General features: G+C 60.5%; 21 protein-coding genes. 9 read left to right on the forward strand and 12 right to left on the reverse strand.

Features of this window, described 5'->3' with window-relative positions:
* Positions 1 to 40 precede the first annotated feature (40 nt).
* The 5 genes from F0P96_RS12780 to F0P96_RS12800 all read right to left on the reverse strand — a co-directional run bounded on the left by F0P96_RS12780 (position 41) and on the right by F0P96_RS12800 (position 6421).
* Positions 41 to 1087 (reverse strand): hypothetical protein, encoded by a 1047-nt coding sequence (locus F0P96_RS12780; protein ID WP_235917464.1) that lies wholly within the window; start codon positions 1085 to 1087, stop codon positions 41 to 43.
* A gap of 251 nt (positions 1088 to 1338) precedes the next feature.
* Complete coding sequence (locus F0P96_RS12785) at positions 1339 to 3471, reverse strand: carboxy terminal-processing peptidase (RefSeq protein ID WP_151079288.1); 2133 nt, start codon at positions 3469 to 3471, stop codon at positions 1339 to 1341.
* Positions 3472 to 3669: 198 nt separating this feature from the next.
* A complete protein-coding gene (locus F0P96_RS21390; RefSeq protein WP_338074394.1) occupies positions 3670 to 4563 on the reverse strand; it encodes a hypothetical protein in 894 nt (297 codons plus the stop codon).
* A gap of 176 nt (positions 4564 to 4739) precedes the next feature.
* Entirely contained in the window at positions 4740 to 5108 is a 369-nt protein-coding gene (locus F0P96_RS12795; RefSeq protein WP_151079289.1) for a hypothetical protein, read from the reverse strand.
* Between the two features lie 122 nt (positions 5109 to 5230).
* Positions 5231 to 6421, reverse strand: a complete 1191-nt coding sequence (locus F0P96_RS12800) for a proline dehydrogenase family protein (protein ID WP_151079290.1) — start codon at positions 6419 to 6421, stop codon at positions 5231 to 5233.
* Positions 6422 to 6575: 154 nt separating this feature from the next.
* Here F0P96_RS12800 and F0P96_RS12805 point away from each other — a divergent pair, with 154 nt between their 5' ends.
* Positions 6576 to 7658 (forward strand): bifunctional 3-deoxy-7-phosphoheptulonate synthase/chorismate mutase type II, encoded by a 1083-nt coding sequence (locus tag F0P96_RS12805; protein ID WP_151079291.1) that lies wholly within the window; start codon positions 6576 to 6578, stop codon positions 7656 to 7658.
* Between the two features lie 10 nt (positions 7659 to 7668).
* Here F0P96_RS12805 and F0P96_RS12810 read toward each other — a convergent pair whose 3' ends face one another.
* Both F0P96_RS12810 and F0P96_RS12815 read right to left on the reverse strand, forming a co-directional pair.
* Positions 7669 to 8088, reverse strand: coding sequence for a hypothetical protein (locus tag F0P96_RS12810; RefSeq protein ID WP_151079292.1), 420 nt, complete (start codon positions 8086 to 8088; stop codon positions 7669 to 7671).
* 31 nt (positions 8089 to 8119) lie between these two features.
* Complete coding sequence (locus F0P96_RS12815) at positions 8120 to 8530, reverse strand: hypothetical protein (protein WP_151079293.1); 411 nt, start codon at positions 8528 to 8530, stop codon at positions 8120 to 8122.
* A 112-nt stretch (positions 8531 to 8642) separates the two neighbouring features.
* Here F0P96_RS12815 and aroB point away from each other — a divergent pair, with 112 nt between their 5' ends.
* On the forward strand, positions 8643 to 9686 hold the full coding sequence (gene aroB, locus F0P96_RS12820; protein ID WP_151079294.1) for a 3-dehydroquinate synthase: 1044 nt from the start codon (positions 8643 to 8645) through the stop codon (positions 9684 to 9686).
* Positions 9683 to 10921 carry a 3-phosphoshikimate 1-carboxyvinyltransferase gene (locus tag F0P96_RS12825; RefSeq protein ID WP_235917465.1) on the forward strand — a complete coding sequence of 413 codons (1239 nt, stop codon included), beginning with the start codon at positions 9683 to 9685 and terminating at the stop codon, positions 10919 to 10921. Before aroB ends, F0P96_RS12825 begins: the two co-directional genes overlap by 4 nt.
* On the opposite strand, the gene F0P96_RS12830 is transcribed toward F0P96_RS12825, so the two are convergent.
* The 3 genes from F0P96_RS12830 to F0P96_RS12840 all read right to left on the reverse strand — a co-directional run bounded on the left by F0P96_RS12830 (position 10908) and on the right by F0P96_RS12840 (position 14574).
* Positions 10908 to 11729 carry a helical backbone metal receptor gene (locus F0P96_RS12830; RefSeq protein ID WP_151079295.1) on the reverse strand — a complete coding sequence of 274 codons (822 nt, stop codon included), beginning with the start codon at positions 11727 to 11729 and terminating at the stop codon, positions 10908 to 10910. The two genes, F0P96_RS12825 and F0P96_RS12830, sit on opposite strands and share 14 nt — an antisense overlap.
* A gap of 65 nt (positions 11730 to 11794) precedes the next feature.
* Positions 11795 to 12865: a M42 family metallopeptidase gene (locus F0P96_RS12835; RefSeq protein WP_151079296.1), complete on the reverse strand. Its 1071-nt coding sequence runs from the start codon at positions 12863 to 12865 to the stop codon at positions 11795 to 11797.
* A 140-nt stretch (positions 12866 to 13005) separates the two neighbouring features.
* Positions 13006 to 14574 (reverse strand): acyl-CoA carboxylase subunit beta, encoded by a 1569-nt coding sequence (locus F0P96_RS12840; protein ID WP_151079297.1) that lies wholly within the window; start codon positions 14572 to 14574, stop codon positions 13006 to 13008.
* 282 nt (positions 14575 to 14856) lie between these two features.
* Between F0P96_RS12840 and F0P96_RS12845 the strand changes: the two genes are divergently transcribed.
* The 4 genes from F0P96_RS12845 (at position 14857) to F0P96_RS12860 (ending at position 18348) form a co-directional block, all read left to right on the forward strand.
* Complete coding sequence (locus F0P96_RS12845) at positions 14857 to 15942, forward strand: DegT/DnrJ/EryC1/StrS family aminotransferase (protein ID WP_151079298.1); 1086 nt, start codon at positions 14857 to 14859, stop codon at positions 15940 to 15942.
* 1 nt (position 15943) lies between these two features.
* A complete protein-coding gene (locus tag F0P96_RS12850; protein ID WP_151079299.1) occupies positions 15944 to 16642 on the forward strand; it encodes a WbqC family protein in 699 nt (232 codons plus the stop codon).
* A gap of 63 nt (positions 16643 to 16705) precedes the next feature.
* Positions 16706 to 17368, forward strand: a complete 663-nt coding sequence (locus F0P96_RS12855) for a class I SAM-dependent methyltransferase (protein WP_151079300.1) — start codon at positions 16706 to 16708, stop codon at positions 17366 to 17368.
* A gap of 23 nt (positions 17369 to 17391) precedes the next feature.
* Complete coding sequence (locus tag F0P96_RS12860; protein WP_151079301.1) at positions 17392 to 18348, forward strand: glycosyltransferase family 2 protein; 957 nt, start codon at positions 17392 to 17394, stop codon at positions 18346 to 18348.
* Between the two features lie 78 nt (positions 18349 to 18426).
* Here F0P96_RS12860 and F0P96_RS12865 read toward each other — a convergent pair whose 3' ends face one another.
* A complete protein-coding gene (locus F0P96_RS12865) occupies positions 18427 to 21027 on the reverse strand; it encodes an ATP-dependent Clp protease ATP-binding subunit (protein WP_151079302.1) in 2601 nt (866 codons plus the stop codon).
* Positions 21028 to 21078: 51 nt separating this feature from the next.
* Complete coding sequence (locus F0P96_RS12870) at positions 21079 to 21777, reverse strand: WbqC family protein (RefSeq protein WP_151079303.1); 699 nt, start codon at positions 21775 to 21777, stop codon at positions 21079 to 21081.
* A gap of 197 nt (positions 21778 to 21974) precedes the next feature.
* Here F0P96_RS12870 and F0P96_RS12875 point away from each other — a divergent pair, with 197 nt between their 5' ends.
* Both F0P96_RS12875 and F0P96_RS12880 read left to right on the forward strand, forming a co-directional pair.
* Positions 21975 to 22850, forward strand: a complete 876-nt coding sequence (locus tag F0P96_RS12875; RefSeq protein WP_151079304.1) for a hypothetical protein — start codon at positions 21975 to 21977, stop codon at positions 22848 to 22850.
* The gene (locus F0P96_RS12880; protein ID WP_167291209.1) at positions 22847 to 23758 is read left to right on the forward strand and encodes a lysophospholipid acyltransferase family protein; all 912 of its coding nucleotides are present in this window, start codon (positions 22847 to 22849) and stop codon (positions 23756 to 23758) included. Before F0P96_RS12875 ends, F0P96_RS12880 begins: the two co-directional genes overlap by 4 nt.
* Positions 23759 to 23818: the final 60 nt, after the last annotated feature.

Consider the following 23818-nt stretch of genomic DNA (forward strand, 5'->3'; position numbering starts at 1 on the left):
TTACGTGTATATGCAGTAGTAAGAATAGGCGCGGGAAGCGTTAGGCAGCCATGCCCAGTTGCGGCGTTTCCGTCAGCACCGGCTCGATACGGCTGCGCAGGCGCTCGGCCACGAAGCTGTTTTGCAGGTGCTGCGGCAGGTTGGCCACCAGCTCGCGGTAGCGCTCCAAGCCCAGGGCCTTGGCCACGTACGTCTCGTGGATGCCGTTCAGGTAGCTCACAATGTCGAGCAGCGAGTGATGGAACAGGTTGAAGTCGATGTCGGCTTCCACGTACCGCTCAATCTCGCGGCTGGTCTGCGAAATGCGCAGGCGGCCCAGCAAGTCGAAGATGGTGGTGTAGCCGAGGCGCCACGTAATCTGCTGCCAGTGCTGCGCCGTCCACTTATCGAGCAGTTTGCCCGTTTTCTGGCTGCGCAGAGCCGTATTGGGGTTAGCCTGCACCTGCTGGCGCACGGCCGCAGCTTTCTGCTTGCGGGTGGTGCGCAGAAACTGGCCGATCTGCGCCTGGGCGTCGATGGCCTTGCCGGCAATCTGCAGCCCGGCCTTGTAGCCGGCCAGCGGCAAGCGGTGGATGCTGAAGTCGCCGTAGGAACCAGCGGCGTAAAACGACACCGGACGCGGGTAGGCATTGCGCACCACCAAGCGGCCCACTTCGCGGCGAATCAGCGAAGGGTTGTTGGTACGCACACCGGCTGTGTACAAAAACGCCTGCAAACCGGCCGTTACGGCGTGGTAAGCCTGCGGAAACGTCCAATGAAGGGCGTGGCGCAGGTAGTCCTCGTTGCCCAGCTCGGCGGTGGCACGCAGGGCGTACTCCGTGCTCCAGCAGTTAAGCAGCATCTTCTCCACCGCAGCCTGGTCGGCTTCGGTCAGCTCGGCCTGGTGGGCGCGGAAGAAGGGCAGGTGCTGCAAGCCCCCAGCCGCATCATCCGCCTCGCGGATGTGGTAGCTCAAGGCAAAAAAGTAGTTGAGAAACACCTGAGCCGGAATCGACTTGCGCCACGCCTCATCGTGCAGGGGCTGGTTCTCGTCAGCGGCTTGCAGGTGCAGAATGTTATCGTTCAGTTGCTCGTTCGTCGTCATCATACAAGCACAACGCAGATACGCCTCTTGAAGTGCCATTTTGCTAAAAAAATTGGTGTCAAAAGCTACAAATTTTATCATTGATAATCAGTGTCTTGTGGTCTTAGTAATGATTTTTATTAGGAAGAATAATCGATACTGAAGCAAGCTGCTTCAGCAGTGGCTTTTCGATACCTTTTCAGCCAGCACGGAATGCAAAAAGCCCCCGCGCCGGGTGGCACAGGGGCTTTGCTTTCTTGGGCGAAACGAGGACCTTACCGCTTGGTTACGGCGGCACTCAGCTGGTCGTTTATCACGGCCACGGCTTCGCGCAGGTTGATGTCCTTCACCAGGTTTTTGGACAGGCGACGCACGCGGTTCTGCTTTACCGTATCCGATTGCACCGCGCGCAAATCAACAGGTAGCGGCGCGATGTTCAGCGCTACTGCCGCTTTCTGCGACTCTTCGTAGCGCTTTGACTCGGCCTTGGCTTTTTCCTGTTCGGCCAGGAACGAAGCCAGCTTCAGCGACACCACCGTGTCGTCTTTACGCTTGCGCATACGGGCCACAATGTCCTGCACCGTCTTGAAGCTGGGGCTGGCGGCCACACGGGCGGCGCTGGCAGCACGCAGCTTGTCGATGGCCGGGGGCTGGTTCCAGGCACGGTAGCGGGCCGGGCTGATTTCGTCCCACTTCAGCGGGTAATCAGCGTCTTTCTCGCCCTGGTCGAGGTAGCTGTCGGCGCCGGGCAGCAGAATGTCGGGCGTTACGCCTTTGAACTGCGTTGAGCCACCGTTGATGCGGTAGAATTTCTGGGTCGTGAGCTTGAGCGAACCAAACGGCTTGATGGCGTTGAACTCGGCTGGCAGGGCATCATCGAGGTTGATAATGCGCTGCACGGTGCCTTTGCCGTAGGTGCTGGTCGAGCCCATAATCACGCCGCGCTTGTAGTCTTGGATAGCAGCGGCCAGAATTTCGGAGGCCGAGGCGCTGTTCTTGTTCACTAGCACCACCAGCGGCCCGCCGTACTGCACGCGCGAATCACGGTCGTTCAGCACCTGGGCAGCACCCTGGGGCGAGCGAACCTGCACCACGGGACCGTTCTCGATGAACAAGCCCGACATTTCCACGGCGTCGGTCAAGGAGCCGCCGCCGTTATTGCGCAGGTCGAGAATCACGCCCTGTACATTTTCATGGCTCAGCTTCTCCAATTCTCTCTTCACGTCTTCGGCCGAGCTACGCCCGCCGTTGTCATTGAAATCGGCATAGAACGTGGGCAAGTGGATGTAGCCTACTTTCTTGCCGGCGTTGTCGATGGTGGCCGATTGGGCAAACCGGTCTTCCAGTATCACCACGTCGCGGGTGATGGGAATGATCTGGATGCTGCCGTCGGCTTTTTTCACCGTCAGGCGCACTTCGGTGCCTTTCGGACCGCGGATGTAGCTGATGGCCTTGTCGAGGCGCATGCCTTCGATGGAAATCGGTTCGGCGGCACCCTGCGCCACGCGCTGAATAACGTCGCCAACTTTTAGCTGCCCCTGCCGATACGACGCAGAACCGGGCACGATGTCGGCTACTTTGATCTGGCCGTCTTTCTGTTGCAGGGTAGCACCAATGCCTTCGAAGCGGCCCGTCAACTCAATATCAAACGCCTCTTTGTCGCGCGGGGCGTAGTATTCGGTGTGCGGGTCATAGGTGTTGGCAATGGTGTTGGCCCACAGCGCAAGCCGGTCGTTGTCGTCGGTTTGCATCAGGTCGTTGAACTGCTCGTCGAAGTTCTTGAGCACACGCTTGCGGGCTTCGGCCTCCATTTCGGTGGCCGATAAAGCCGGCGTAGACGCTTTCTTGGGGTCACGCTTGGCTTGCTCTTCCTGAATTTCAGCCAGACGAATCAGCGTCTGGTACTTCAGGTACTTGCGCCACTCTTCCCGCTGGGCAGCGGCATCAGCCGGAAACTGCGCTTTGTCGGGGTCCGACTGATACGACTCGTCCACCGTGAAATCCATGGGCTTGCTCAGCAGGTCGCGGTACAGGGCCTGCACGTCTTTGGTGCGCTGCTTGAGCAGCTGCGTCGAGAGGTCCACAAACTCGTGCGAACCGCGGCGCACCTGGTCGTCCAAGTCGGTTTGGTACTTACGCAGCTGGGCAATGTCCGATTGCAATAAGAACTTCTTCGAGTAGTCGATGCGCTTGAGGGAAAGGTCGTATACCCGGCGCGAGAAATTGTCATCAATTTGCTCCGGCTGGTAGTGCACGGCGCTCAGCCCTTGCAGCATCGCCTTGATGAGCACTTCATCTTTTTGGGGCGTGCGGGCGTCGTTGCCGCGGTACAGCTTGTAGGAGGCCAGTACGAATATGGCCGCAACTACGGCAGCGTACAGGCCTATGCGAAGGCGAAGGAAGGGCATGAGAAGCAACTAAAAAGTGTCTAAGCAAACATACGCAAAAGCCGTTCCTGCGGGTGAACAGGCCAGGGCCAGAAGCGTCGCTTTTTAAGTAAACGACGTGCTGTGGGCAATAAGTGCCCTAATGCTGAGCGTACTCCAATAGATACAAAAAAAGCCTCCCCGGTTGCGGGGAGGCTTTTCAATGAAGCTAAAAGTAGCTTAGTAGTAGATACGGTCGCCGTTGTTGCGGCGGAACTCGTCCTGGAAGTGACGGGCGTCGTCGTCGTTGCGGGGGCGTACGCCCATCACAATGCCGCCGTTCTTAATGTCCTGCTCGTACTCAGCAGCGCGGTCTTCGGGAATGCCCGAGCCTACCAGCGCGCCTACCAGGCCGCCCGTGAGGCCACCGGCGCCAGCGCCAGCCAGTGCAGCAGCCAGCGGACCGGCCACAATCAGACCCAAGCCGGGCAGAGCTACCGAAGTACCGATGGCGGCAATGGCGCCAATTACGGCACCAGCCGTGCCACCGATGGCCGAGCCTACACCAGCGCCTTCCATGGCTTTGTTGCCGAGGTCGGTATCAGGGGTGTGGTCACCAAAGTGGGTTTTGCGGGTGTCGTCCGACATCAGCAGGTTCACGTCGTCGGTGGTGTAGCCGCGCGACGACAGCGACTGGTATGCTTTTTCAGCACTTTGACGGTCGCGGAAAGTCGAGGTGAGGTAACCCCCGCCTTTGTTGCTCGAACCGTAGGTTTCGTTGCTGCCGGTTACGGCACGGGCGGCGTCGCCAGCCGTGTTTTGCACGGCATCAATGCCGCGGCCTACCACGGCACCCGGGGTGCCGGCCATTGCGCCGCCTTTCTGGGTGGCGCTGTAGTCGTGATGCTGCTCGTCCGAATCAGCGCGGTTTTGCGGGGCGCTGTAGCCCGAGCCCACGTTGCTGGCCGACGACGTATTGCTGCTCGAATTCAGTCCCGAGCTACCCATCGAACCGCTGCCCGAATGCTGCTCGCTGCCGTAGCCGGCGCCAGCACCAGTGCCTTGCGTATTGGGGTTCATGCTCGAGCCAGTGCCGGGCGTATTGCCCAAGTTGGAGGTGTTGTCGGTATTCATGGGTGAGGTTGTGGTATGTGAAAGGGAAGGGAAAACATTGACGGAAAACCTACCAGCAACAGAGCAGTTGCTATCGGTACCGTTGGCTCCCTTAACGGCAGCACTCCGGTCGGGGTTACAAACGACCGGGCCTAAATCCAACTTTCACAGGCCAGCGCCTCGCACCGGCAACGGCTTTAGGAGAACTGCTGGAAGTTCTCGTCGTTGCGCCAGAAGGCGCGGCATTCGTTGCGCAAGCCGGGCAAAAACTCCGGGTTTTGCTTCAGTTCCCGCCACGGGCCCAGGCCCATCCGCTCGCAGAGCTTGAAGAACGAGTCGCCCTGGCCTTTAGAGCCTTCTACTTTCACGAGGCTACTCAAAATGGGCCGGCCCGCCGTGTACTCGGTGTCCGATATTTCGGCCAGAATTTCGTTGAGGCGCGATTTTTCATGCGACACATCCAGGTTCAAGCCAAGCTCGGCTTCCTGCACCAACGTGAGGTAGCTGACGGTGCCGGTTTGGTTGCGGGAAATGTTGATCAGGTAGCGGCGAATTCGCGCGTTCATTGGACGGTAAGCGAGAGGGGAGAAGCAGTAACGGGCTCGGAAAATACAAAAAAAGACCCGCCGCGCCGGAAAATATCCAGCGCGGCGGAGCGTTGCACCAAAATTGTGCCGATACGAATGGGCTACGCCTTGCGCCGCTCTATCTCGCGCTTGATGAGCAAGAACTCGCGGCTGCTCTGCCCGGCAATGGCGGTGTTCTCGTCGGCGCGGCGCAGCAAGTAGGGCATAACGGCCTCTACGGGGCCGTAGGGCACGTATTTGGCCGTATTGTAGCCGGCGTGGGCGAGGTTGTAGCTCAGGTTGTCGCTCATGCCGTAGAGCTGCGCAAACCAGATTCGCTCGTCGTTGGGGGCCAGCTCGTGCTCGGCCATCAATTCGGTGAGCAAGCGCGAAGAATCTTCGTTGTGGGTACCGGCGCAGATGGCGAGGCGGTCGAGGTGCGCCACGGAAAAACGCAGGGCTTCGTTATACAGCTGGTCGGTAGCGGCTTTGGTAGGGTTGATAGGATTCTGATAGCCGCGCTGCGAGGCAGTACGGGCTTCTTTTTCCATGTAAGCGCCGCGCACCAGCTTGGCGCCCACATAATAGCCCTCGGCCACGCCCAGTTCGTAGTCGGCTTTGAGGCCGTCGAGGCGGTCGTGGCGGTAGAGCTGGTAGGTGTTCCACACGATGGCCCGCTCACGGTTGTAGCGGCGCATCATGTCGCGGGCTAAATCGTCGATGGTGGTCTGGAACCAGCTTTCCTCGGCATCGACAAACACGCGCACTTTTTTCTCGAAAGCGCGGCGGCAGATGGCGTCTACGCGCTCCAGGCCGCGGTCGTAGCGGGTTTGCTCGGCGGCGCTCAGCGGCTTGCCGGCCTGCACTTTTTCGAGCAGCGCGCTGTCGGCCACGCCCGTTACTTTGAAGACCGAAAACGGAATGTGCGGGTTGCCAGCGGCCAAATCGATGGTGCGCAGCAGCTCGTCGCGGGTGGCATCAAAGCTTTGTTCGCTGCCTTCGCCTTCCACCGAGTAGTCGAGGATGGTGCCGATGTGGTAGCGGCCCAACTCGGCAATGACGGGCTTGCATTCGTCGATGGTTTCGCCGCCGCAGAACTGCTGGAAGATGGTGTATTTCACGGCCGTTTTGGCGCCCGGAATACCCCAGCCCAAGGCCCGCTTCATCATGCCGCCGCCGAAACTCACCAACGTTTTGTTGTTCATGGCCGCAAAGAGGGCGTACATGCGCCGCAATTCGGCGCTGGACTTGGCGGCAAAGGCAATAGCGGTGTTGTCGAAGGAAACGACGGGCTTGGTTTGGGGAACGGGCATGCGGCGCGGTAAGTTTGGGGCAGCGAAGATAGCCACGAAACAACGTTTCGGGACGCGTAGTTACACTACCGGCCGCTTATCTGGGCTCGTTCGCATTCATTCTTCCGCGGTTGCCATTTTGGGTTGAAATGGCCCCATTACCGCGTCTCGCGCCATGGAACTCGACACGTATTTCACCCGCATGCTGGCCCGCAAAGGGCAGCCGCTCTTGTTTGCCGGGCCGTGCTCGGCCGAAACCGAAGAGCAAACCCTCGCCACCGCCTGCGGCCTGCAGGGCGTTGAGGTCGACTTGTTTCGGGCTGGCATCTGGAAGCCGCGCACCCGGCCCGGCTCGTTTGAGGGCATTGGCACCGAAGGGCTAAAGTGGCTGCAGCGCGTGAAAGCCGAAACCGGCCTGCTCGTGACGGTGGAAGTGGCCACGCCGCGCCACGTGGAAGAATGCCTCGCCCACGGCATCGACGTGCTCTGGATTGGGGCGCGCACCACTGTCAACCCGTTTGCGGTGCAGGAACTGGCCGAAGCTTTGGGCGGAACGGGCGTGCCGGTGATGGTGAAAAATCCCGTCAATCCCGACCTTGCGCTGTGGGCCGGGGCGCTGGAGCGCCTCGACCGCGCCGGCGTACGGGATTTGGCCGCCATCCACCGCGGCTTCAGCACCGGCGCGCCCTCGCGCTACCGCAACGCACCCACCTGGGGCATTCCCATTGAGCTGAAAACGCGCTTCCCCGAAATTCCGCTTATCTGCGACCCCAGCCACATTACCGGCCGCCGCGACCTGCTGCTGCCCGTGGCCCAAAAAGCCCTCGACCTCGACTACGACGGGCTGATGCTGGAAACGCACCCCGACCCCGACAACGCTTGGAGCGACGCCGCGCAGCAAGTCACGCCGCAACGCCTCGCCGAGATGATGCAGGAGCTGAAGTACCGCTACCGCACCACCGACAATGCCGACTACCTCAACAAAGCCGAGGAATTGCGCCAGAAAATGGACGTGGCCGACCAGGATATTATTGAGGCCCTGGCCCGGCGCATGTCGCTGGTAGAAGAGCTGGCCGAGTACAAAAAGCAGAACAACGTGAAGATTTTGCAGCTGGACCGCTGGACGGAAATCTTCAAAAGCCGCCCGGAATGGGCGGCACGGCTGAACGTGAACGACAAATTCGTGGCCGAGCTCTACAAGCTCATTCACATCGAAAGCATCCGCAAGCAGACGGAAATTATGCAGCGGCCGGAGTAGTCCGCGTGGCTTACTTGCTCTGACGGGTCACCACGCGGCCGTAGGTTTTGCGCGGCGCATCGAAGCACAACCCTTGGTCAATCACCAGCACGTCGTTGACGATACTGTAGCTGGCGGCCGGCGTCTGCGTAGCCCAACTGAAGGTCACCAAGTCGGCATTGGTGGCGCAGCTGGTGGAGCCGGTGCTGAGCTGGTATGTGCCCGTGCGCTCCACCTGGCCGTTGTGGTATTCGGTTACGTTGCCAGCGGCGTCAAACGTGATGCTTTCTACTGGAGTGGGCGTACCGGACGGGCAGTAGCACTCCAGCTTGTTGAGCGACCAAGTGCCCACCAGGCCCGTGGGTTTGGTTTGGGTTTCGTCGTCGGAATTGCAGCTGCCGAGGGCCAGGCCGCCTAGCAGCAGAAGAGAAAAGAGGGCAGGGATTTTCATGGCGGTAGGAAGATAAGAATGAAAGCGCCGGTTAGCGGTTGTACTCGTGCTGCTGGCCGTCGGCCACTTCGTCGCGCAGCGTGAGGTGGCTGCCGCCGACCAAGGCCGACTGGGCAAGGCCGCTGCCGTAGCGAATGATGAAAGCAGTTTGCCCGTCGATAACCGACGTGCCCCGGCGTACGGTGTAGCTGTCGGTACCCAGCAAGCGGCCGTTGCGGTAGCGGCGCACTTGGCCGTCGGGGCCAAACTCCAGTTGCTGCTGGTCGCCGGTGCCGGCAGGCGTGAGCACCTGGCCCGTGAAACCGCCCGAGGACTGCTGCCACGTCCAGCTGTCCTGCAGAATTTCGGTGGCAGGACGAACATCATCGGTCGAATCTTGCTGGCACGAAACCAGCGAAACCGACGACAAAAGCAGAAACAAGGCAAACAAACGGGTGCGCATGTGGTATTCGGGACTGACTATACAACAGATACCGGAACGCGGCTGCGCGGTTGCATCGTATGCCGGAAAAGCGCCGCCCCGCAAGTTTCGACCGAACTGTGAACTTTGCCCCGTGAACAACTCCTCTCTCTACATCGGCCCAACGGCGTTGCCGGCTCTGGCTGCGCTGCTGGCGCGCCCCGGCACCACCCGCGTGGCGGTACTGGCCGACACCAATACCGTGCGCCTCTGTTACCCCAAGTTACAGCCGCATTTGCCTGCCGACCACCTGCTCATCGAAATGTCGGCTGGCGAAGAGCACAAAACCCTGGCCACCTGCGAACGGGTGTGGGCCGAGCTGACCGAACACCAGTTCGACCGTCACAGCGTGCTGGTATGCCTCGGCGGCGGCGTGGTTACCGATTTGGGTGGTTTCTGCGCGGCCCTCTACAAGCGCGGACTGCGGTGCGTAGTGGTGCCCACCACGCTTCTGGCGCAGGTAGATGCTGGTATCGGCGGCAAAACCGGCGTCGATTTCCAGGGCTACAAAAACCACCTGGGCGTGTTTCAGCTGCCTGAAGCCGTATGCATTGAGCCCGAGTTTCTGGCTACGCTCGACCCACGCGAACTGCGGGCCGGCTACGCCGAAGTGGTAAAACACTGGCTCATTGCCGATTCTGATGCGTTTGTGCAGGGCCGGCAGCAAGGCATGTTCGTGGAAGATTGGGCGCTGGTGGTGCAGGCCTCGGTGGCCATTAAGCAGGCCATTGTAGCGCAAGATCCCTTGGAGCGCGGCCCGCGCAAGCTGCTCAACTTCGGCCACACCGTGGGCCACGCGCTGGAAAGCTACCTGCTGGGCCAGGCCGGCCGGGCCGTATTGCACGGCGAGGCCGTAGCGGCCGGCATGGTGTGCGAAGCGTGGCTATCGGTGCAGAAGGGCTTGCTGACGGAGCGCGAGCTGGACCAAATTGAGACTTTCCTGTTCTCGGTGTTCGAAAAAGTGCAGTTCGTGACCCTCGAAACCGACGCTATTGCCGAGCTGGCCCGCCAGGACAAGAAAAACCAGGGCGCTACCATCAACTGCACGCTGCTCGAAGGCATTGGCCGCGGCGTGTACGACCAACCCGTGACCGTGGCCGAGCTGGCCGAGTCGCTGCGCTACTACCACCGCCTGTGAACTACCCCGATTCGTTTACGCTGCGCTGGACCGGTGGCCCTTTGCGCGGTACGGCCACGCTGCCGGCTTCCAAAAGCGAAAGCAACCGCGTGCTGATTCTGCAAGCCCTAGCCGGCGGCGGAACCCTGGAGAATTTGTCCGACGCCAACGACACCCAGCTCATGCGCCGCCTGCTGGCGCACCCCGAAGCCTCCGTGGTCGATGCCGAGGACGCGGGCACCGTCATGCGCTTTCTCACGGCCTACCTGGCCGTAACGGGCCGGCAAGTCACGCTCACGGGCACGGCCCGCATGTGCGAGCGGCCCATCGGCGTGCTGGTAGATGCCCTGCGCCAACTTGGCGCCGTCATTGACTACGTGGACCGGCAAGGCTACCCGCCGCTGCGCCTGCGCGGGTGGGAACCCACCGAATCGGCACCATTGCAAGTGCGTGGCGACATCAGCAGCCAATTTATTTCGGCCCTCATGATGATTGGGCCGCTGGTGCCCGGCGGCCTGCAGCTGCAGCTCACGGGCCACGTCGGCTCCCGGCCCTACATCCAGATGACGGCCGAGCTGATGCGGCATTTCGGCGCCGACGTGGAGGCCGGCGAGCGAACCGTACGCGTGGGCACCCGGCCCTATCAACCAGCCGACTACCACGTGGAGTCCGATTGGTCGGCGGCCAGCTACTGGTACAGCATGGTGGCGCTGGCGCCCAGCGGGTCGCAAGTGCGGCTGCCGGGCCTGCGCCGCCAGTCCCTGCAAGGCGACCAGGTAGTACGCCATCTGATGGAATCGTTGGGCGTGCGCACCGAGTTTGTGGCCGACGGCGTGGAGCTGCACCAACTGGCCCCCGAAGAACGCTCCAGCCGCGTGGCTATGAACTTCACCGACTGCCCCGACCTGGCCCAAACCATTGCCGTGGCCGCCGCCGCAACCGGCGTGGTGGTCGACATGACCGGGCTGGAGAGCCTGCGCATCAAGGAAACCGACCGCATAGCCGCTCTGCAAACCGAACTGGCCAAAGTAGGAGCCACGCTCACCGATATCGGTGACGCGGTGTTCCAAGTGAAAGCGGCTGATTTTCGGGTGGCCGACGCCCGCATTGCCACCTACCACGACCACCGCATGGCCATGGCCTTTGCGCCCTTGGCGTTGCGCGGCCCGCTCACCATCGACCGGCCAGCCGTGGTGCGCAAGTCCTACCCGTTTTTCTGGGAAGAGCTGCGGCAGGCCGGCTTCACGCTGGAATAGCCACTTGCTGCCGCAATGCCGCCACATACGCCGCCGAATGGCGCAGGCGGCTGCCGTACCAGCTGAACAGCTCTCCGTCGACTACGCACACCACCGCTTGCGGGCAGATGGCCTGGAATTCGGCCACGTGTTTGGCCCCGAACGGATACGGTTCGGATGACAGCAGCACCACCTGCGGGGCCGCCGCGGCCAGCTCGTCGGCGCCGATTTCGGGGTAGCGGCTGCGGCCGGCAAAGGCATTGCGGAAGCCGGCGCGCTGCATTACGTCGTCGATGAAGGTGCCGGTAGCGGCCACCATGTAGGGCTGCCGCCAGATGAAATACGCGGCCGACAGCGGCTCAGCCGGCGGCGCCAATTGCCCGAACGATGCTGCTATTTCGGCAGCTAAGGCCTCGGCGTTGGCCTTGGTGCCGGTGATGAGGCCCACACGGCGCATCATGTCCAGGGCGTCGTCGAGGGTAAAAATGTCGCTCATCCACACCGGGTACTGTGCTGCTAGTTGCTCAATGCCGTCCTGGTAATTCTCTTCCTTGTTGCCGATGATGAGGTCGGGCTTGAGGGCGGCAATCTTGTCGAAGTGGAAATTTTTCGTGCCTCCGACCACGGCAGCTTTTTCTCTGGCCTCGGCCGGGTGAATGCAGAATTTCGTCACGCCCACCACCCGCTCGCCCAGCCCCAAATCAAACAGCAGCTCGGTTTGCGAAGGCACGAGCGACACAATGCGCTGCGGCGGAAACGGCACCGCCACGCGCCGGCCGATTTGGTCGGTGACGTTTAGCGGGAGCGACGGGAGTGGCGGAGTAAGCATCAGGTGCAAAACAACGAAAAACGCCGACCTGGGCAGGTCGGCGTTTTTCGTTTTGAATCGGGAGTTTATTTGAAATAGCGGAAATCGTGGCCGTCCTCGATGCGCAGCAGCGACTCGTAAATCAGGTCGATGACGTGCTGCACGTCGGCTTCGTGCACGGTTTCCACGGTGGTGTGCATGTACTTAAGCGGCAGTGAAATCAGGGCCGAAGCCACGCCCGCGTTGGAGTAGGCGAAGGCGTCGGTGTCGGTACCGGTGGCGCGGGTAGCGGCGGCGCGCTGGAACGGAATGTCCGCTTCCTGCGCCGCCCCGATAATCAAGTCGCGCAGGTTGTTTTGCACGGCCGGGCCGTAGGTAATAACCGGCCCTTTGCCGCAGTGAATGTCGCCCGAGGTCTTCTTTTCGTACATCGGCGACTGGGTGTCGTGGGTCACGTCGGTGATGATGGCCACGTCGGGCTGAATCTTGTGGGCAATCATTTCGGCCCCGCGCAGCCCGATTTCCTCCTGCACCGCATTCACGATGTAGAGGCCGAAGGGCAGCGTTTTGCCTTCCTCCTTGAGCTTGCGGGCCACCTCGGCAACCATGAAGCCGCCCACGCGGTTGTCGAGGGCGCGGCCCACGAGGTACTTCTCGTTGAGCGTCATCAGCTCGTCCTCAAACGTGACGACCGAGCCCACGTGAATGCCCATTTCCTCGACTTCCTTGGCCGACGAGGCGCCACAGTCGAGGAAAATCGTCTCGACGGTCGGAGCCTTGTCCTGCTCCACTTTGCGCACGTGAATGGCCGGCCAGCCAAATACCGCCCGCACCGGACCCTTGGCCGTGTGAATAATCACGCGTTTGGAGGGCGCAATCAGGGCGTCGGAGCCGCCGTTGCGGCGCAGGTAGAGGTAGCCTTCCTTCGTGATGTAGTTCACGAACCAGCTAATCTCGTCGGCGTGGGCTTCGATGACGACTTTGTACGGCGCCTCGGGATTCACCACGCCCACCACCGTGCCGTAGGTATCCACAAAATACTCGTCGATGTATGGCCGGATGTAGTCGAGCCACACTTTCTGGCCGTCTTTTTCGAAGCCGGTAGGGGAGTGGGTATTCAGGTATTTCTCGAGGAAGTCGAAGCTTTCTTTGCGCATGAGTGACGAAGTTAAAAACGTCTGTCATCCTGAGCGCAGTGAAGGACCTTCTCACGCTGGAACGGCAGGCGTTTGGGAATTGCTACGTGCTGAGGCAAGGTCCTTCGCTGCGCTCAGGATGACAGAGAAAATACAGCAGCCTATAGCGGAATATTCCCGTGCTTTTTACGCGGCAACTGGTCTACTTTGTTTTCGAGCATCTTGAAAGCGCGGATCAGCTTTTGACGCGTCTGCGAGGGCAGAATCACCTCGTCCACGAAGCCGCGGTGGGCGGCGCGGTAGGGCGTGGCGAACTTGCGCTGGTACTCGTCCACTTTTTCCTGCAGCTTGGCTTCGGGGTCGTCGGCGGCGGCTATTTCGCGCTTGAAGATGATTTCGGCCGCGCCCTTGGCGCCCATCACCGCAATTTCGGCCGTGGGCCAGGCGTAGTTCATGTCGGCCCCGATGTGCTTGCTGTTCATCACGTCGTAGGCCCCGCCGTAGGCTTTGCGGGTAATGACGGTGATGCGCGGCACGGTGGCTTCGCAGAAGGCATAGAGCAGCTTGGCCCCGTTGGTGATGATGCCGCGCCACTCCTGGTCGGTGCCGGGCAAAAAGCCGGGCACGTCCTCCAGCACCAGCAGCGGAATGTTGAACGAGTCGCAGAAGCGCACGAAGCGGGCCGCCTTGGTCGAGGCGTTGATGTCCAAGACGCCGGCCAGCACTGCCGGCTGGTTGCCCACGATGCCAATGCTGCGCCCGCCCAGCCGCGCGAAGCCCACCACGATGTTCTCGGCGAAGTTCTGGTGCACCTCCATAAAGGAGTCCTGGTCGATGATGCCGTGGATGACCTCGCGGATGTCGTAGGGCTGGTTGGGGTTGTCGGGGATGATGCGGTCCAGCTCGGGGCGCAGCTCGTCGCCCTGGGCGTCGTAATGGTACACCGGGGCGGTGTCCTCGCAGTTCTGCGGCATGTAGCTCAGCAGCTGCTTGAGCTGCTGAATGATGGCCACCTCGTTGGGGGCCGTGAAGTGCGTCACGCCGCTCTTGGTACTGTGGGTGCTGGCGCCGCCCAGCTCCTCGCTGGTTACGGTTTCGTGGGTTACCGTCTTCACCACGTTCGGGCCGGTCACGAACATGTAGCTCGTGTCCTCCACCATCAGGATGAAGTCGGTAATGGCCGGCGAGTACACCGCGCCGCCCGCGCACGGCCCCATAATGGCCGACAGCTGCGGCACCACGCCCGAGGCCAGGGTATTCTTGTAGAAGATGTCGGCGTAGCCGCCCAGGCTCACCACGCCCTCCTGAATGCGGGCCCCGCCCGAGTCGTTCAGGCCGATAACCGGAGCTCCGTTTTTCATGGCCAGGTCCATGATCTTCACGATTTTCTCGGCGTGCGTTTCGCTCAAGGAGCCGCCCAGCACCGTGAAATCCTGCGAAAACACGTAGGTCAGCCGGCCGTTAATCGTGCCGTAGCCCGTCACCACGCCGTCGCCGAGGTAGTATTCCTTATCGAGGCCGAAGTCCTTGGAGCGGTGCATCACAAACTTGCCGATTTCCTCGAAGGAGCCGGGGTCCATCAAGAGGTCCAGCCGTTCGCGGGCCGTTAGCTTGCCTTTTTTGTGTTGGGCGTCGATGCGGTCTTGGCCACCGCCCAGCAGCGCCTCGGCATTCTTTTTATCCAGGATTTCGAGGGCACTCAGCGTCGGGTCGGCGTGCGGATCGGACATAGCAGGGCGGAAAGGGGAGAAGTCAGGGAAATGGGAGCCAAAGGTAACCCGCGGGCACAAAAAAGCCGAACCGGATTTTGCAGGATAAGCGAGAGGGAAGTCAAGCTGCTCCAGGCCGTACTACCCGCGCAGGCCGAGGCATTTTGCTGGTTAACGGCATTTCCCATTACATTTTGCGGTGCCGTTTTAACGGCCTTTTAATGCTTTGAGTACAAGCTGCCAGATGCTTTATATGTAATATTGCAAGCTGCGCAGCCTTGCTGACCGACCGACTTTGGACGAATGATCAACGTTACGAAAACCTTCCTGCCTCCACTCGACGACTATGTCGCCTACTTGCAGGGAGTGTGGGAACGGGGCATCGTGACAAACGACGGGCCGCTGCTGCGGGAACTGGAGCAACAGCTCAAGGCCCACCTCCAAGTCAAGCATTTGCTGCTGGTCAGCAACGGCACCGTTGCGCTGAGCTTGGCCATTAAGGCATTGGTGCCGGCCGGGAGCGAAATCATTACCACGCCCTTCTCGTACGTGGCTACCACATCAAGTATCGTGTGGGAGGGCTGCACGCCGGTGTTTGTCGACATCGACCCGGCCACCTTCTGCCTGCGCCCCGATTTGATCGAAGAGGCCATTACCGACCGCACGCGGGCTATTCTGGCCACGCACGTCTACGGGGTGCCCTGCGACGTGGAAGCCCTGGAGGCCATAGCCAAGCGGCACGGCCTAAAAGTCATCTATGACGCGGCTCATGCTTTTGGCGTCAAGTACCAAGACCGTTCCGTGCTCACGTACGGCGACGTTTCGACGCTTAGCTTTCACGCTACCAAGCTGTTTCACACCGGCGAGGGCGGGGCGCTGGTCACCAACGACGACGAGTTGGCGGCCAAGCTGGAGTACATGCGCAACTTCGGGCACGCCGACTACAACCAGTTTCAGGGCCTCGGTATCAACGGGAAAGTATCGGAACTACATGCGGCAATGGGGCTGTGTGTGCTGCCCCAGGTGCCCGCGCTAATGGACCGCCGACGGGTGCTATCAGAGCAATACGATGCGCTGTTGGCTCCTTGTGGGTTGCAGCGGCCGGTAGTGTCGGCCAGGGTACACTACAACTACGCTTATTACCCGGTGGTTTTTGCCACCGCCGAACAGCGGGCAGCCGTGCATGCAGCCCTGAACGAGGCTGATATTTTTCCGCGCCGCTATTTCTACCCTGCCCTCACCGAACTGCCCTACGTGGACGGAGCGTGGCCGGCCATCCGCGAAGCACCCAGCATAGCCGAGCGGGTGCTGTGCCTGCCGCTGTACCACGATCTGGACGACGAGGTCGTGGAGCGCATTGCCGGCATCGTGTGCCAGCACACCCGATAGCATGCGTATTGCCGTCATGCAGCCGTATTTGTTCCCGTACCTCGGGTATTTTCAGCTGCTGAACGCGGTAGATGTATTCGTGCTGCTCGACGACGTGAACTACATCAAGAAAGGCTGGATCAACCGCAACCGGCTGCTGCTGAATGGGCAGGAGTTCTTGTTTACGGTGCCCTTGACCGGCAGCTCGCAGCATAAGCTCATCAAAGATCTGCACGTAGCCCCCGACGACCGGGCCAAGCGCAAGCTACTGGCTACGGTAGAGCAAGCCTACCGTGCCGCGCCGCACCATCAGGCCGCAATAGCCTTGCTAAGCGACATCCTGCACGCCGCCGAAACGCGCATTGCCCACTTGGTACGGGAAAGCCTGGGGCGTATTGGGGCCTACGTGGGGTACACCGCCGACATTCGATTCAGCTCCGACATTCCCAAAGATGCTTCGCTGACGGGGCAGGCACGCATTCTGGCAATCTGCCACCAGTTGGGCGCCCGCGAATACGTGAACCCTGCGGCTGGAGCTGACTTGTATAACGCTGCCGACTTCGCGCGTGGTGACGTGAAGCTGCGGTTTTTGCAGCCTCAGCTGAACCCTTATCCGCAATTTGGCCCTACCTTCGTGGCAGGGCTATCGGTACTCGACCTGTTGATGCATTGCGCGCCCTCCGTGGCTTTTGAACACATGCAGCGCGTGGTAGTACACTAGCCCATTCTTCGTTCTGCCCGGGCAGCCCGGGCCGGCTCCTCGGAACACCCATCCGCTGCCGCTATGCCTTCGACCACTTCCAACATCCCCCAGCACCGGGCCATTGTGGCCCAGTGCGAAACCTACCTGCACCAACACGGCGACAGTCATTTGGGCGTTGGCTGGCCCAACGAAGAGGATGCCCGCGTACGATACCAGGTGATGCTCGATCTGCTGGAATCGGCCGCGCAGCAGGGCCCGGTGCGGGTTCTCGATTTTGGCTGCGGTTTCAGCCACCTCTACGATTATCTGTTGGCGCGCCAAGTGCCCAACGTGGTATACGAAGGACTGGATCTGTCGGAAACGCACCTGCAGATAGCGCGGCAAAAACACCCCGGTATCCTGTATCACAGCTTCGATGTGTTGGAGTCGGAGGCGGAGTTGCCGACCTACGACTTCATCCTGCTCAACGGTATTTTCACCCAAAAATGCTCGTTGAGCTTCGACGATATGTGGGCCTACTGCCAGCGGCTGCTTCAGGTGCTGTGGCCCAAAGCCAGCCAAGGCTTGGCTTTCAATGTGATGTCTAAGCAGGTGGATTGGGAACGGGACGATCTGTTTCACATGCCTATGGACCTGCTGGCGGGTTTTGTGCGTAAAGAGCTAACCCGGCATTTCGCCTTCCGCCACGACTACGGCCTCTATGAGTACACCACTTACCTTCTTCGGCAACCCCGGCGCGATTAACCAGCATCCGTAGTTCCTTGCGCATGTCGGCTTCCCCTTTGGTTAGTGTATGGCTTATTACCTACAACCACGAGCACTACATTGCTCAGGCGTTGGAAGGTGTGCTGATGCAGCAAACCACTTTCGCTGTGGAAATTGTGGTGGGCGAAGACTACTCCACCGACCGCACCCGGGCCATCGTTGAGGAATACGCCCGACGCTACCCCGACCGTATCCGGCTGTTTTTGTCGCCGACCAACATGGGCATGATTCCGGTGTTGCGGCCCACGTTTGCCATGTGCAGAGGCAAGTACGTAGCCATGCTCGACGGCGACGACTACTGGACCGACCCGCTGAAACTGCAGAAGCAGGTAGAAGCCTTGGAAGCCGACTCGCAGCGCATGTTCACCTTCCACCAGGTGCAGGTGCTCGACGAAATAGTGGGCGCTATGTACCCGGCGCCAACCCCGCGCCAGCTGCCCGTTAACGGAGACTTCACACTCCGCGACTTTCTGCAGCCCAGTCACCCGGTCGTCACGTTGTCGGTGTTGTTTCGCAACACGTTCGCCGGGGCACTGCCCGAGTGGTATTACGAGCTGCCGTACCCCGACTTGGCGTTGTTGATTCTGCTGCTGCTCGAAGGCGGCACCGCTGTATACTCGCCCGACGATATGGGCGTGTACCGCATCCACGCACACGGCTCATTCTCCCGCCTCAATGCCTTTGTGCGCTACGAAGACCGGATTAATTTCTTCCTCAAACTTCAGCCTCACCTTCCGCCAGCTTATCATCAGCAAGTCAGCCGAGTCATTGGGTTTCATTATTTCGAATTGCTGCTGCTTGCCATTCGGGTGCGCCGCTTTGGGCAAGCATTTCGGTATTTCACCCAAATGACAAGCCACGATACCGGCCTCATTCGTTTCGACGGCAGCAGCTTGCCCCGAAACTTGCTAACGATGGGCCTAAAACAGTTCAGCCGTCTGTACCGAGTCTTGCGCTAGAAAATTCAGTACAGAAGGAATAAAAACACAAACGGCCGGCTGCGCAAGCAGCCGGCCGTTTGTGTTAATTAGGGACAATTACTCGCCCGTTTTCCCTTCCGGCGACTCCGGAGCCGGCTCAGCCGGACGTTCGTCGCTGGCGAGGCTCGACGCCTCGTCGCTCTTGCGCGAGGTAAACGTCAGTTCCTCTTTGCCTTCCTCGTGCGTAGCTTCGATGACGTCCCCTTGCGTGAGTTGGGCCTTCAGAATTTCCTCGGCAATCGGGTCCTCGATGAACTTCTGGATAGCGCGGTTCAACGGACGGGCACCGTATTTCGGGTCGTAGCCTTTCTCAGCCACAAACGTCTTGGCGGCTTCCGTCAGCTCGATGCGGTAACCCAGCGCCTGAATGCGGCTGCGAAGCTTCGAGAGCGAGATGTCGATGATCTTGAAGATGTCTTCCTTCTGCAGGCCGTTGAACACGATGACGTCGTCCAAACGGTTCAGGAACTCCGGCGAGAAAGTCTTGCGCAGGGCATTCGTGATGGTGCTCTTCGTCAAATCATCAATGCTTTCCTGGCGAGCCTTCGTGCCGAAGCCGATGCCCACGCCGAAGTCGGCCAAATCACGCGCCCCGATGTTCGAGGTCATGATGATGATGGTGTTGCGGAAGTCCACCTTGCGGCCGAGGCCGTCGGTCAGGATGCCGTCGTCGAGCACCTGCAGCAGCAGGTTGTACACGTCCGGGTGGGCCTTCTCAATCTCGTCGAGCAGGATAACCGAGTACGGCTTGCGGCGGATTTTCTCCGTCAGCTGACCGCCCTCTTCGTAGCCCACGTAGCCGGGAGGCGCGCCCACCAGGCGCGAGACGCTGAATTTCTCCATGTACTCCGACATGTCGATGCGCACCAGCGAATCTTCCTTGTCGAAGAGGTAGGTAGCCAGCACCTTGGCCAACTCCGTCTTACCCACGCCGGTCGGGCCGAGGAACACGAACGAGCCGATGGGCTTCTTCGGGTCTTTCAAGCCCACGCGGGTGCGCTGGATGGCCTTCACGAGCTGGGCAATGGCCTTGTCCTGACCAATGACCTTGCCCTTCAACTCCTCACCCATGTTGAGGAGCTTCTGGCTTTCGTTCTGGGCCACGCGGCTCACCGGAATGCCGGTCATCATGGCAATTACCTCAGCCACGTTTTCCTCCTTCACGGTGTAGCGCTTCTTCTTGGTCTCGTCCTCCCAGTTCTTTTTGGCCTGGTCGAGCTGCTCCAGAAGCTTCTTCTCCTTGTCGCGGAGCTGCGCGGCTTCCTCGTATTTCTGCGACTTCACTACGCGGTTTTTCTCGCCCTTGATGTTCTCGATGCTCTCTTCGAGCTTCAGAATATCCTCGGGCACCACAATGTTGTTGATGTGCACGCGTGCACCGGCTTCATCAAGAATGTCGATGGCTTTGTCCGGCAGGAAACGGTCCGACATGTAGCGGTCCGAGAGCTTCACGCACGCCTCAATGGCTTTATCGGTGTACACCACGTGGTGGTGGTCCTGATACTTGTCCTTGATGTTGTGCAGGATTTCGATGGTTTCCTCCGGCGTGGTGGGGTCCACCATCACCATCTGGAAACGACGGGCCAGGGCGCCGTCTTTCTCGATGTACTGCCGGTACTCGTCCAGAGTGGTGGCACCGATGCATTGAATTTCGCCGCGGGCCAGAGCCGGCTTGAACATATTCGAGGCATCCAACGAACCCGAGGCACCGCCGGCTCCCACGATGGTGTGCAGCTCGTCGATGAACAGAATTACGTCGGGCGACTTCTCCAGCTCGTTCATCACGGCCTTCATTCGCTCCTCAAACTGGCCACGGTATTTGGTACCGGCCACCAGCGACGCGAGGTCGAGCGTAACGACGCGCTTGTTGAAGAGCACGCGCGACACTTTCTTCTGCACGATGCGCAGGGCGAGGCCTTCGGCAATAGCCGTTTTACCTACGCCGGGCTCACCGATCAGAATCGGATTGTTCTTTTTGCGGCGCGAGAGGATCTGTGCTACGCGCTCAATTTCCTTTTCGCGGCCCACTATGGGGTCAAGCTTGTCGTCTTCGGCCAGCTTGGTCAGGTCGCGGCCAAAGTTGTCGAGCACAGGCGTGCGCGATTTTTCACCGGGCTTTTTGGCAGTGCCCGACGAAGACTTGGACGAGCCAAACAGCTTGTCGTTGTCGTCGTCGTCGGTGTCGGGGGCGCGGTCGGTGGGGTTTTGGCTGGTGCTACCGGTTCCGTGGTAATCCAGCGAATCGCGTACGGCTTCGTAGTTCACGTTGAACTTGCTCAGGATTTGAGAAGAAATGTTGTCTTCATCGCGCAGAATCGAGAGCAGCAGGTGTTCGGTGCCGATGATTTCGCTCTTGAAGATTTTGGCTTCGAGATACGTAATCTTCAGGACCTTTTCCGTCTGCTTCGTCAGCGGAATGCTGCCCGTTATACTGATTCCTTGGGTGGCTGTGTTACGTGTGGCTTGCTCAAGAGCGTATTTCAGCTCTTCTACCGACACGCCCAGCTTCTTGAGCAGGGCAATTGCCGTGCCCTCGCCCTCGCGAATCATCCCCAGCAACAGGTGCTCGGTACCGATATAGTCGTGGCCAAGGCGGATGGCCTCTTCCCGGCTAAGGGAAATGACCTCCTTGACGCGGTTTGAGAATTTCGCTTCCATGCAGATAAGGTGAGAAAGAATCCGGTGTCGCGCAAGCGCGCCCGTGGTGAGTTACCGGATGTCAGATATTAAACCGGCCGTTTGGGTCAAAGGTTCGGTGCCTTGTTCGCCCCCGGCGCTGGATGCGGGTACGAGGTACGTACCGGCCGCCGGACCCACCGCGAACAAGAGGTCCAGCACGCTCAGGCCGGGTACAAACCCCGCGCCAAAGCACTGCCGATAGCCTTGCCGCAACCCTGCGCCTGACGGGCTGTCAGGCAGGGCTTTTGGCGTCAGCCAATCCCGCCGGTCCGTAAGCGTACCGGCCGGGTAGCGGGCGTGCCACTCGGTAGTAAACTCGACGGGAAGCGTGAGGCGGAGGCAGCGCAACAACAAGTGCAGCACCGCCAGATTTAAATCAAAGAGCCGGTCTGGCTTACTTACGTAAATGTCGTGCAAGTAGTCGGCGTAGTATTCAAAATACGAGCTGTTGCCGTAAGCCGTTTGCAAAGTGCGCCAGTGGCGGTGCACCCAGTTTTGCCGGTAATCGATTTCCAGCGCGGCGATGGGGGCTTTTTCGGAGCGGTTGCCGTCGATGACGGGCACTGTGAGCGGCTGCACGCCCTGCGCCGTGAGAATGAGGCAGCGGTTGCGGTAGGTTTGCTTGCGGTAATTCTCGTGCCGCTCCAGCAACAGCGAATCGGCCGTCAGCAGTTCGGCGAAAAACGCCGCGGGCGGGCAGTAAGAAAGCTCGAACAGGATGGTAGACATAGTGGCAGGCAAGGGCAGGAAACAAGGCGGGAGCGGGGCGACCTTAGCCGCATAGCCGCGGCCGCGGCGCCTCGCCAATGATGATGCGAAATACGGCCGGATTCCATAAAAATTGTGCGACCGGGTTTATCAGGTTACTTCGGCCGCTTTTTTGCGTTGTACTCGGAGTATCTTCTGCTCTCGTTGCTTTGCTGCTTATGCGTGTTCGTTTGCTGTCGTCCTTCTTTTTGTTTTGGCTGTGGGCCAGTGCCGCATCAGCCGCCGCGCCGCAGCTGGTGCTCGACGTAGCCCGGTTCCGTACGTTGGCCGCTGGCAACACGTACGAAGTAGAGCTGTACGCCACCGTGCCGGGCAACGGCCTGACCTACGTAAAACGAGCCCAAGGCAGCTACCAAGCCGCCGCGGTAGTGACGCTACACATTCTCAAAGCCGATGGCAAGCCGGCCTACTCCGAAGCCATTACGCTCAAGCCGCCCGTCATCAGCGACACCAGCATTGCCATCAAAAACCCGCAGAGCTTTCTGAAGCGCATTACGCTGCCGGCTGGGCAGTACACGCTGCGGGGCGAGCTGCGCGATATGTACCGCAAAAGCGCGGCCCCGGCGAAAGTAGAGCAGTCGCTGGCGCTGGATTTCCCAGCCGCCGCTCCCGCCCTCAGCGACGTTGTGTTTCTGGCGAAAGCAGCCAGCACAACCACCGAGCAAAGTAATTTCATCCGCGGCGGCCACCTGCTCAGCCGCACGCCGGGCGGGGCCTACGCCCGTGCCTCCGACCAACTTTTTTTCTACCTGGAAATGTACCAGGTGCCCGCGGGCCAGCCATTAAAGCTGCATTACCACATCGAATCGGAAGATGGCGCGGCGGCCGATGCGGACGCGGCGATTGCCCAAGCCAAATCGGGCCGGCCCACGCCGGTGGTGGGCGAGTTGCCCCTTGGCCCGTTGCCGCCCGATAATTACACGCTGACGGTGGAAGTGCGCAATGCCGCCGGCAAAGTGCTGGCTACGCGCAAAGCCAAGCTCAGCCGCGGCACGCAGGATTACGCCCCCGAGGCTGCATCTTTGCCCCGATGAGCCACCCTATTGCGCCGCCTGCTACCCGCCCGTTTCCTTGGTATTATGTGCCGCTGGAGTGGTTGCTGCTGGGCTTGGCCCGGTTGCCGCTATCGGTGCTGCACGTAGTGGCCGATGGGTTTTATCTGCTGATGCGCTACGGCCTGCGCTACCGCCAAAAAGTAGTGCTGCAGAACCTGCGCAACTCGTTCCCGGAGCGCAGCGAAGCGGAAATCCGGCAGATCAGCGCGGGCTTCTACCGGCACTTCGCCGATGTTATCGTCGAGATTCTAAAGCTGGCCGCCATTAGTCCGGCCGAGTTGCGCCGGCGCGTGCAGATTCGCAACGCCGAGCTGTTTACCGAGCAGTTTGGGGCCGGACGCACGGTGCTGGCGCTGGGCTCCCACATCGGCAACTGGGAGTGGATTTTGCCCACCGGCGCCGTTACCTTCCCCGACAAAGCCCACGGCGTGTACAAGCCGCTCAGCAACCCCTTTTTCGAGCACTTCATGCTGCGGCTGCGCACGCGCACCGGCGCGCACCTCATTCCCATGCGCGACACCTTGCGCGACATGCTGCGCCGCCGCGGCCAGCCGCGGTCTTTGTCGATGCTCAGCGACCAAAGCCCGGCCAGCCCCGAGCAAACCTACTGGACCACGTTTCTGCACCAGGAAACTGCTTTCTACACCGGGGCCGACAAACTGGCGGCGCAGTTTCACTGCCCGGTGCTGTACGTGAATATTGTGCGGCAGCGCCGCGGCTACTACGAAATCAGCGTGGAGCAGCTGCACGACGGCACCGCGCCGCTCGACAAGGACGCCCACGCCATAACCGAAGCCTTTGCCCGCTGCGTGGAGCGCGATATTCGGGCCCGGCCAGCCGACTACCTCTGGTCGCACCGCCGCTGGAAGCTGAAACGTGCGGCCTAGACCGACAAAAAAGCCCGTCTGTGCACAGACGGGCTTTTTTGTCGGCTTGTTCGCAGGAGG

Origin of the sequence: Hymenobacter busanensis (assembly GCF_008727865.1) — a bacterium.
In the GTDB taxonomy this organism is placed as follows: domain Bacteria; phylum Bacteroidota; class Bacteroidia; order Cytophagales; family Hymenobacteraceae; genus Solirubrum; species Solirubrum busanense.

What these genes read in the sequence shown, in the direction of transcription:
- F0P96_RS12795 (WP_151079289.1), bottom strand. Translation starts at nt 5,108, where the DNA reads ATGAACGCGCGAATTCGCCGCTACCTGATCAACATTTCCCGCAACCAA.
- F0P96_RS12830 (WP_151079295.1), bottom strand. Translation starts at nt 11,729, where the DNA reads ATGCTTACTCCGCCACTCCCGTCGCTCCCGCTAAACGTCACCGACCAA.
- F0P96_RS12880 (WP_167291209.1), top strand. Translation starts at nt 22,847, where the DNA reads ATGAGCCACCCTATTGCGCCGCCTGCTACCCGCCCGTTTCCTTGGTAT.
- F0P96_RS12785 (WP_151079288.1), bottom strand. Translation starts at nt 3,471, where the DNA reads ATGCCCTTCCTTCGCCTTCGCATAGGCCTGTACGCTGCCGTAGTTGCG.
- F0P96_RS12800 (WP_151079290.1), bottom strand. Translation starts at nt 6,421, where the DNA reads ATGCCCGTTCCCCAAACCAAGCCCGTCGTTTCCTTCGACAACACCGCT.
- F0P96_RS12870 (WP_151079303.1), bottom strand. Translation starts at nt 21,777, where the DNA reads ATGTCTACCATCCTGTTCGAGCTTTCTTACTGCCCGCCCGCGGCGTTT.
- F0P96_RS12805 (WP_151079291.1), top strand. Translation starts at nt 6,576, where the DNA reads ATGGAACTCGACACGTATTTCACCCGCATGCTGGCCCGCAAAGGGCAG.
- F0P96_RS12845 (WP_151079298.1), top strand. Translation starts at nt 14,857, where the DNA reads ATGATCAACGTTACGAAAACCTTCCTGCCTCCACTCGACGACTATGTC.
- F0P96_RS12875 (WP_151079304.1), top strand. Translation starts at nt 21,975, where the DNA reads ATGCGTGTTCGTTTGCTGTCGTCCTTCTTTTTGTTTTGGCTGTGGGCC.
- F0P96_RS12815 (WP_151079293.1), bottom strand. Translation starts at nt 8,530, where the DNA reads ATGCGCACCCGTTTGTTTGCCTTGTTTCTGCTTTTGTCGTCGGTTTCG.
- F0P96_RS12780 (WP_235917464.1), bottom strand. Translation starts at nt 1,087, where the DNA reads ATGATGACGACGAACGAGCAACTGAACGATAACATTCTGCACCTGCAA.
- F0P96_RS21390 (WP_338074394.1), bottom strand. Translation starts at nt 4,563, where the DNA reads ATGAATACCGACAACACCTCCAACTTGGGCAATACGCCCGGCACTGGC.
- F0P96_RS12850 (WP_151079299.1), top strand. Translation starts at nt 15,944, where the DNA reads ATGCGTATTGCCGTCATGCAGCCGTATTTGTTCCCGTACCTCGGGTAT.
- F0P96_RS12855 (WP_151079300.1), top strand. Translation starts at nt 16,706, where the DNA reads ATGCCTTCGACCACTTCCAACATCCCCCAGCACCGGGCCATTGTGGCC.
- F0P96_RS12865 (WP_151079302.1), bottom strand. Translation starts at nt 21,027, where the DNA reads ATGGAAGCGAAATTCTCAAACCGCGTCAAGGAGGTCATTTCCCTTAGC.
- F0P96_RS12835 (WP_151079296.1), bottom strand. Translation starts at nt 12,865, where the DNA reads ATGCGCAAAGAAAGCTTCGACTTCCTCGAGAAATACCTGAATACCCAC.
- F0P96_RS12840 (WP_151079297.1), bottom strand. Translation starts at nt 14,574, where the DNA reads ATGTCCGATCCGCACGCCGACCCGACGCTGAGTGCCCTCGAAATCCTG.
- F0P96_RS12860 (WP_151079301.1), top strand. Translation starts at nt 17,392, where the DNA reads ATGTCGGCTTCCCCTTTGGTTAGTGTATGGCTTATTACCTACAACCAC.
- F0P96_RS12810 (WP_151079292.1), bottom strand. Translation starts at nt 8,088, where the DNA reads ATGAAAATCCCTGCCCTCTTTTCTCTTCTGCTGCTAGGCGGCCTGGCC.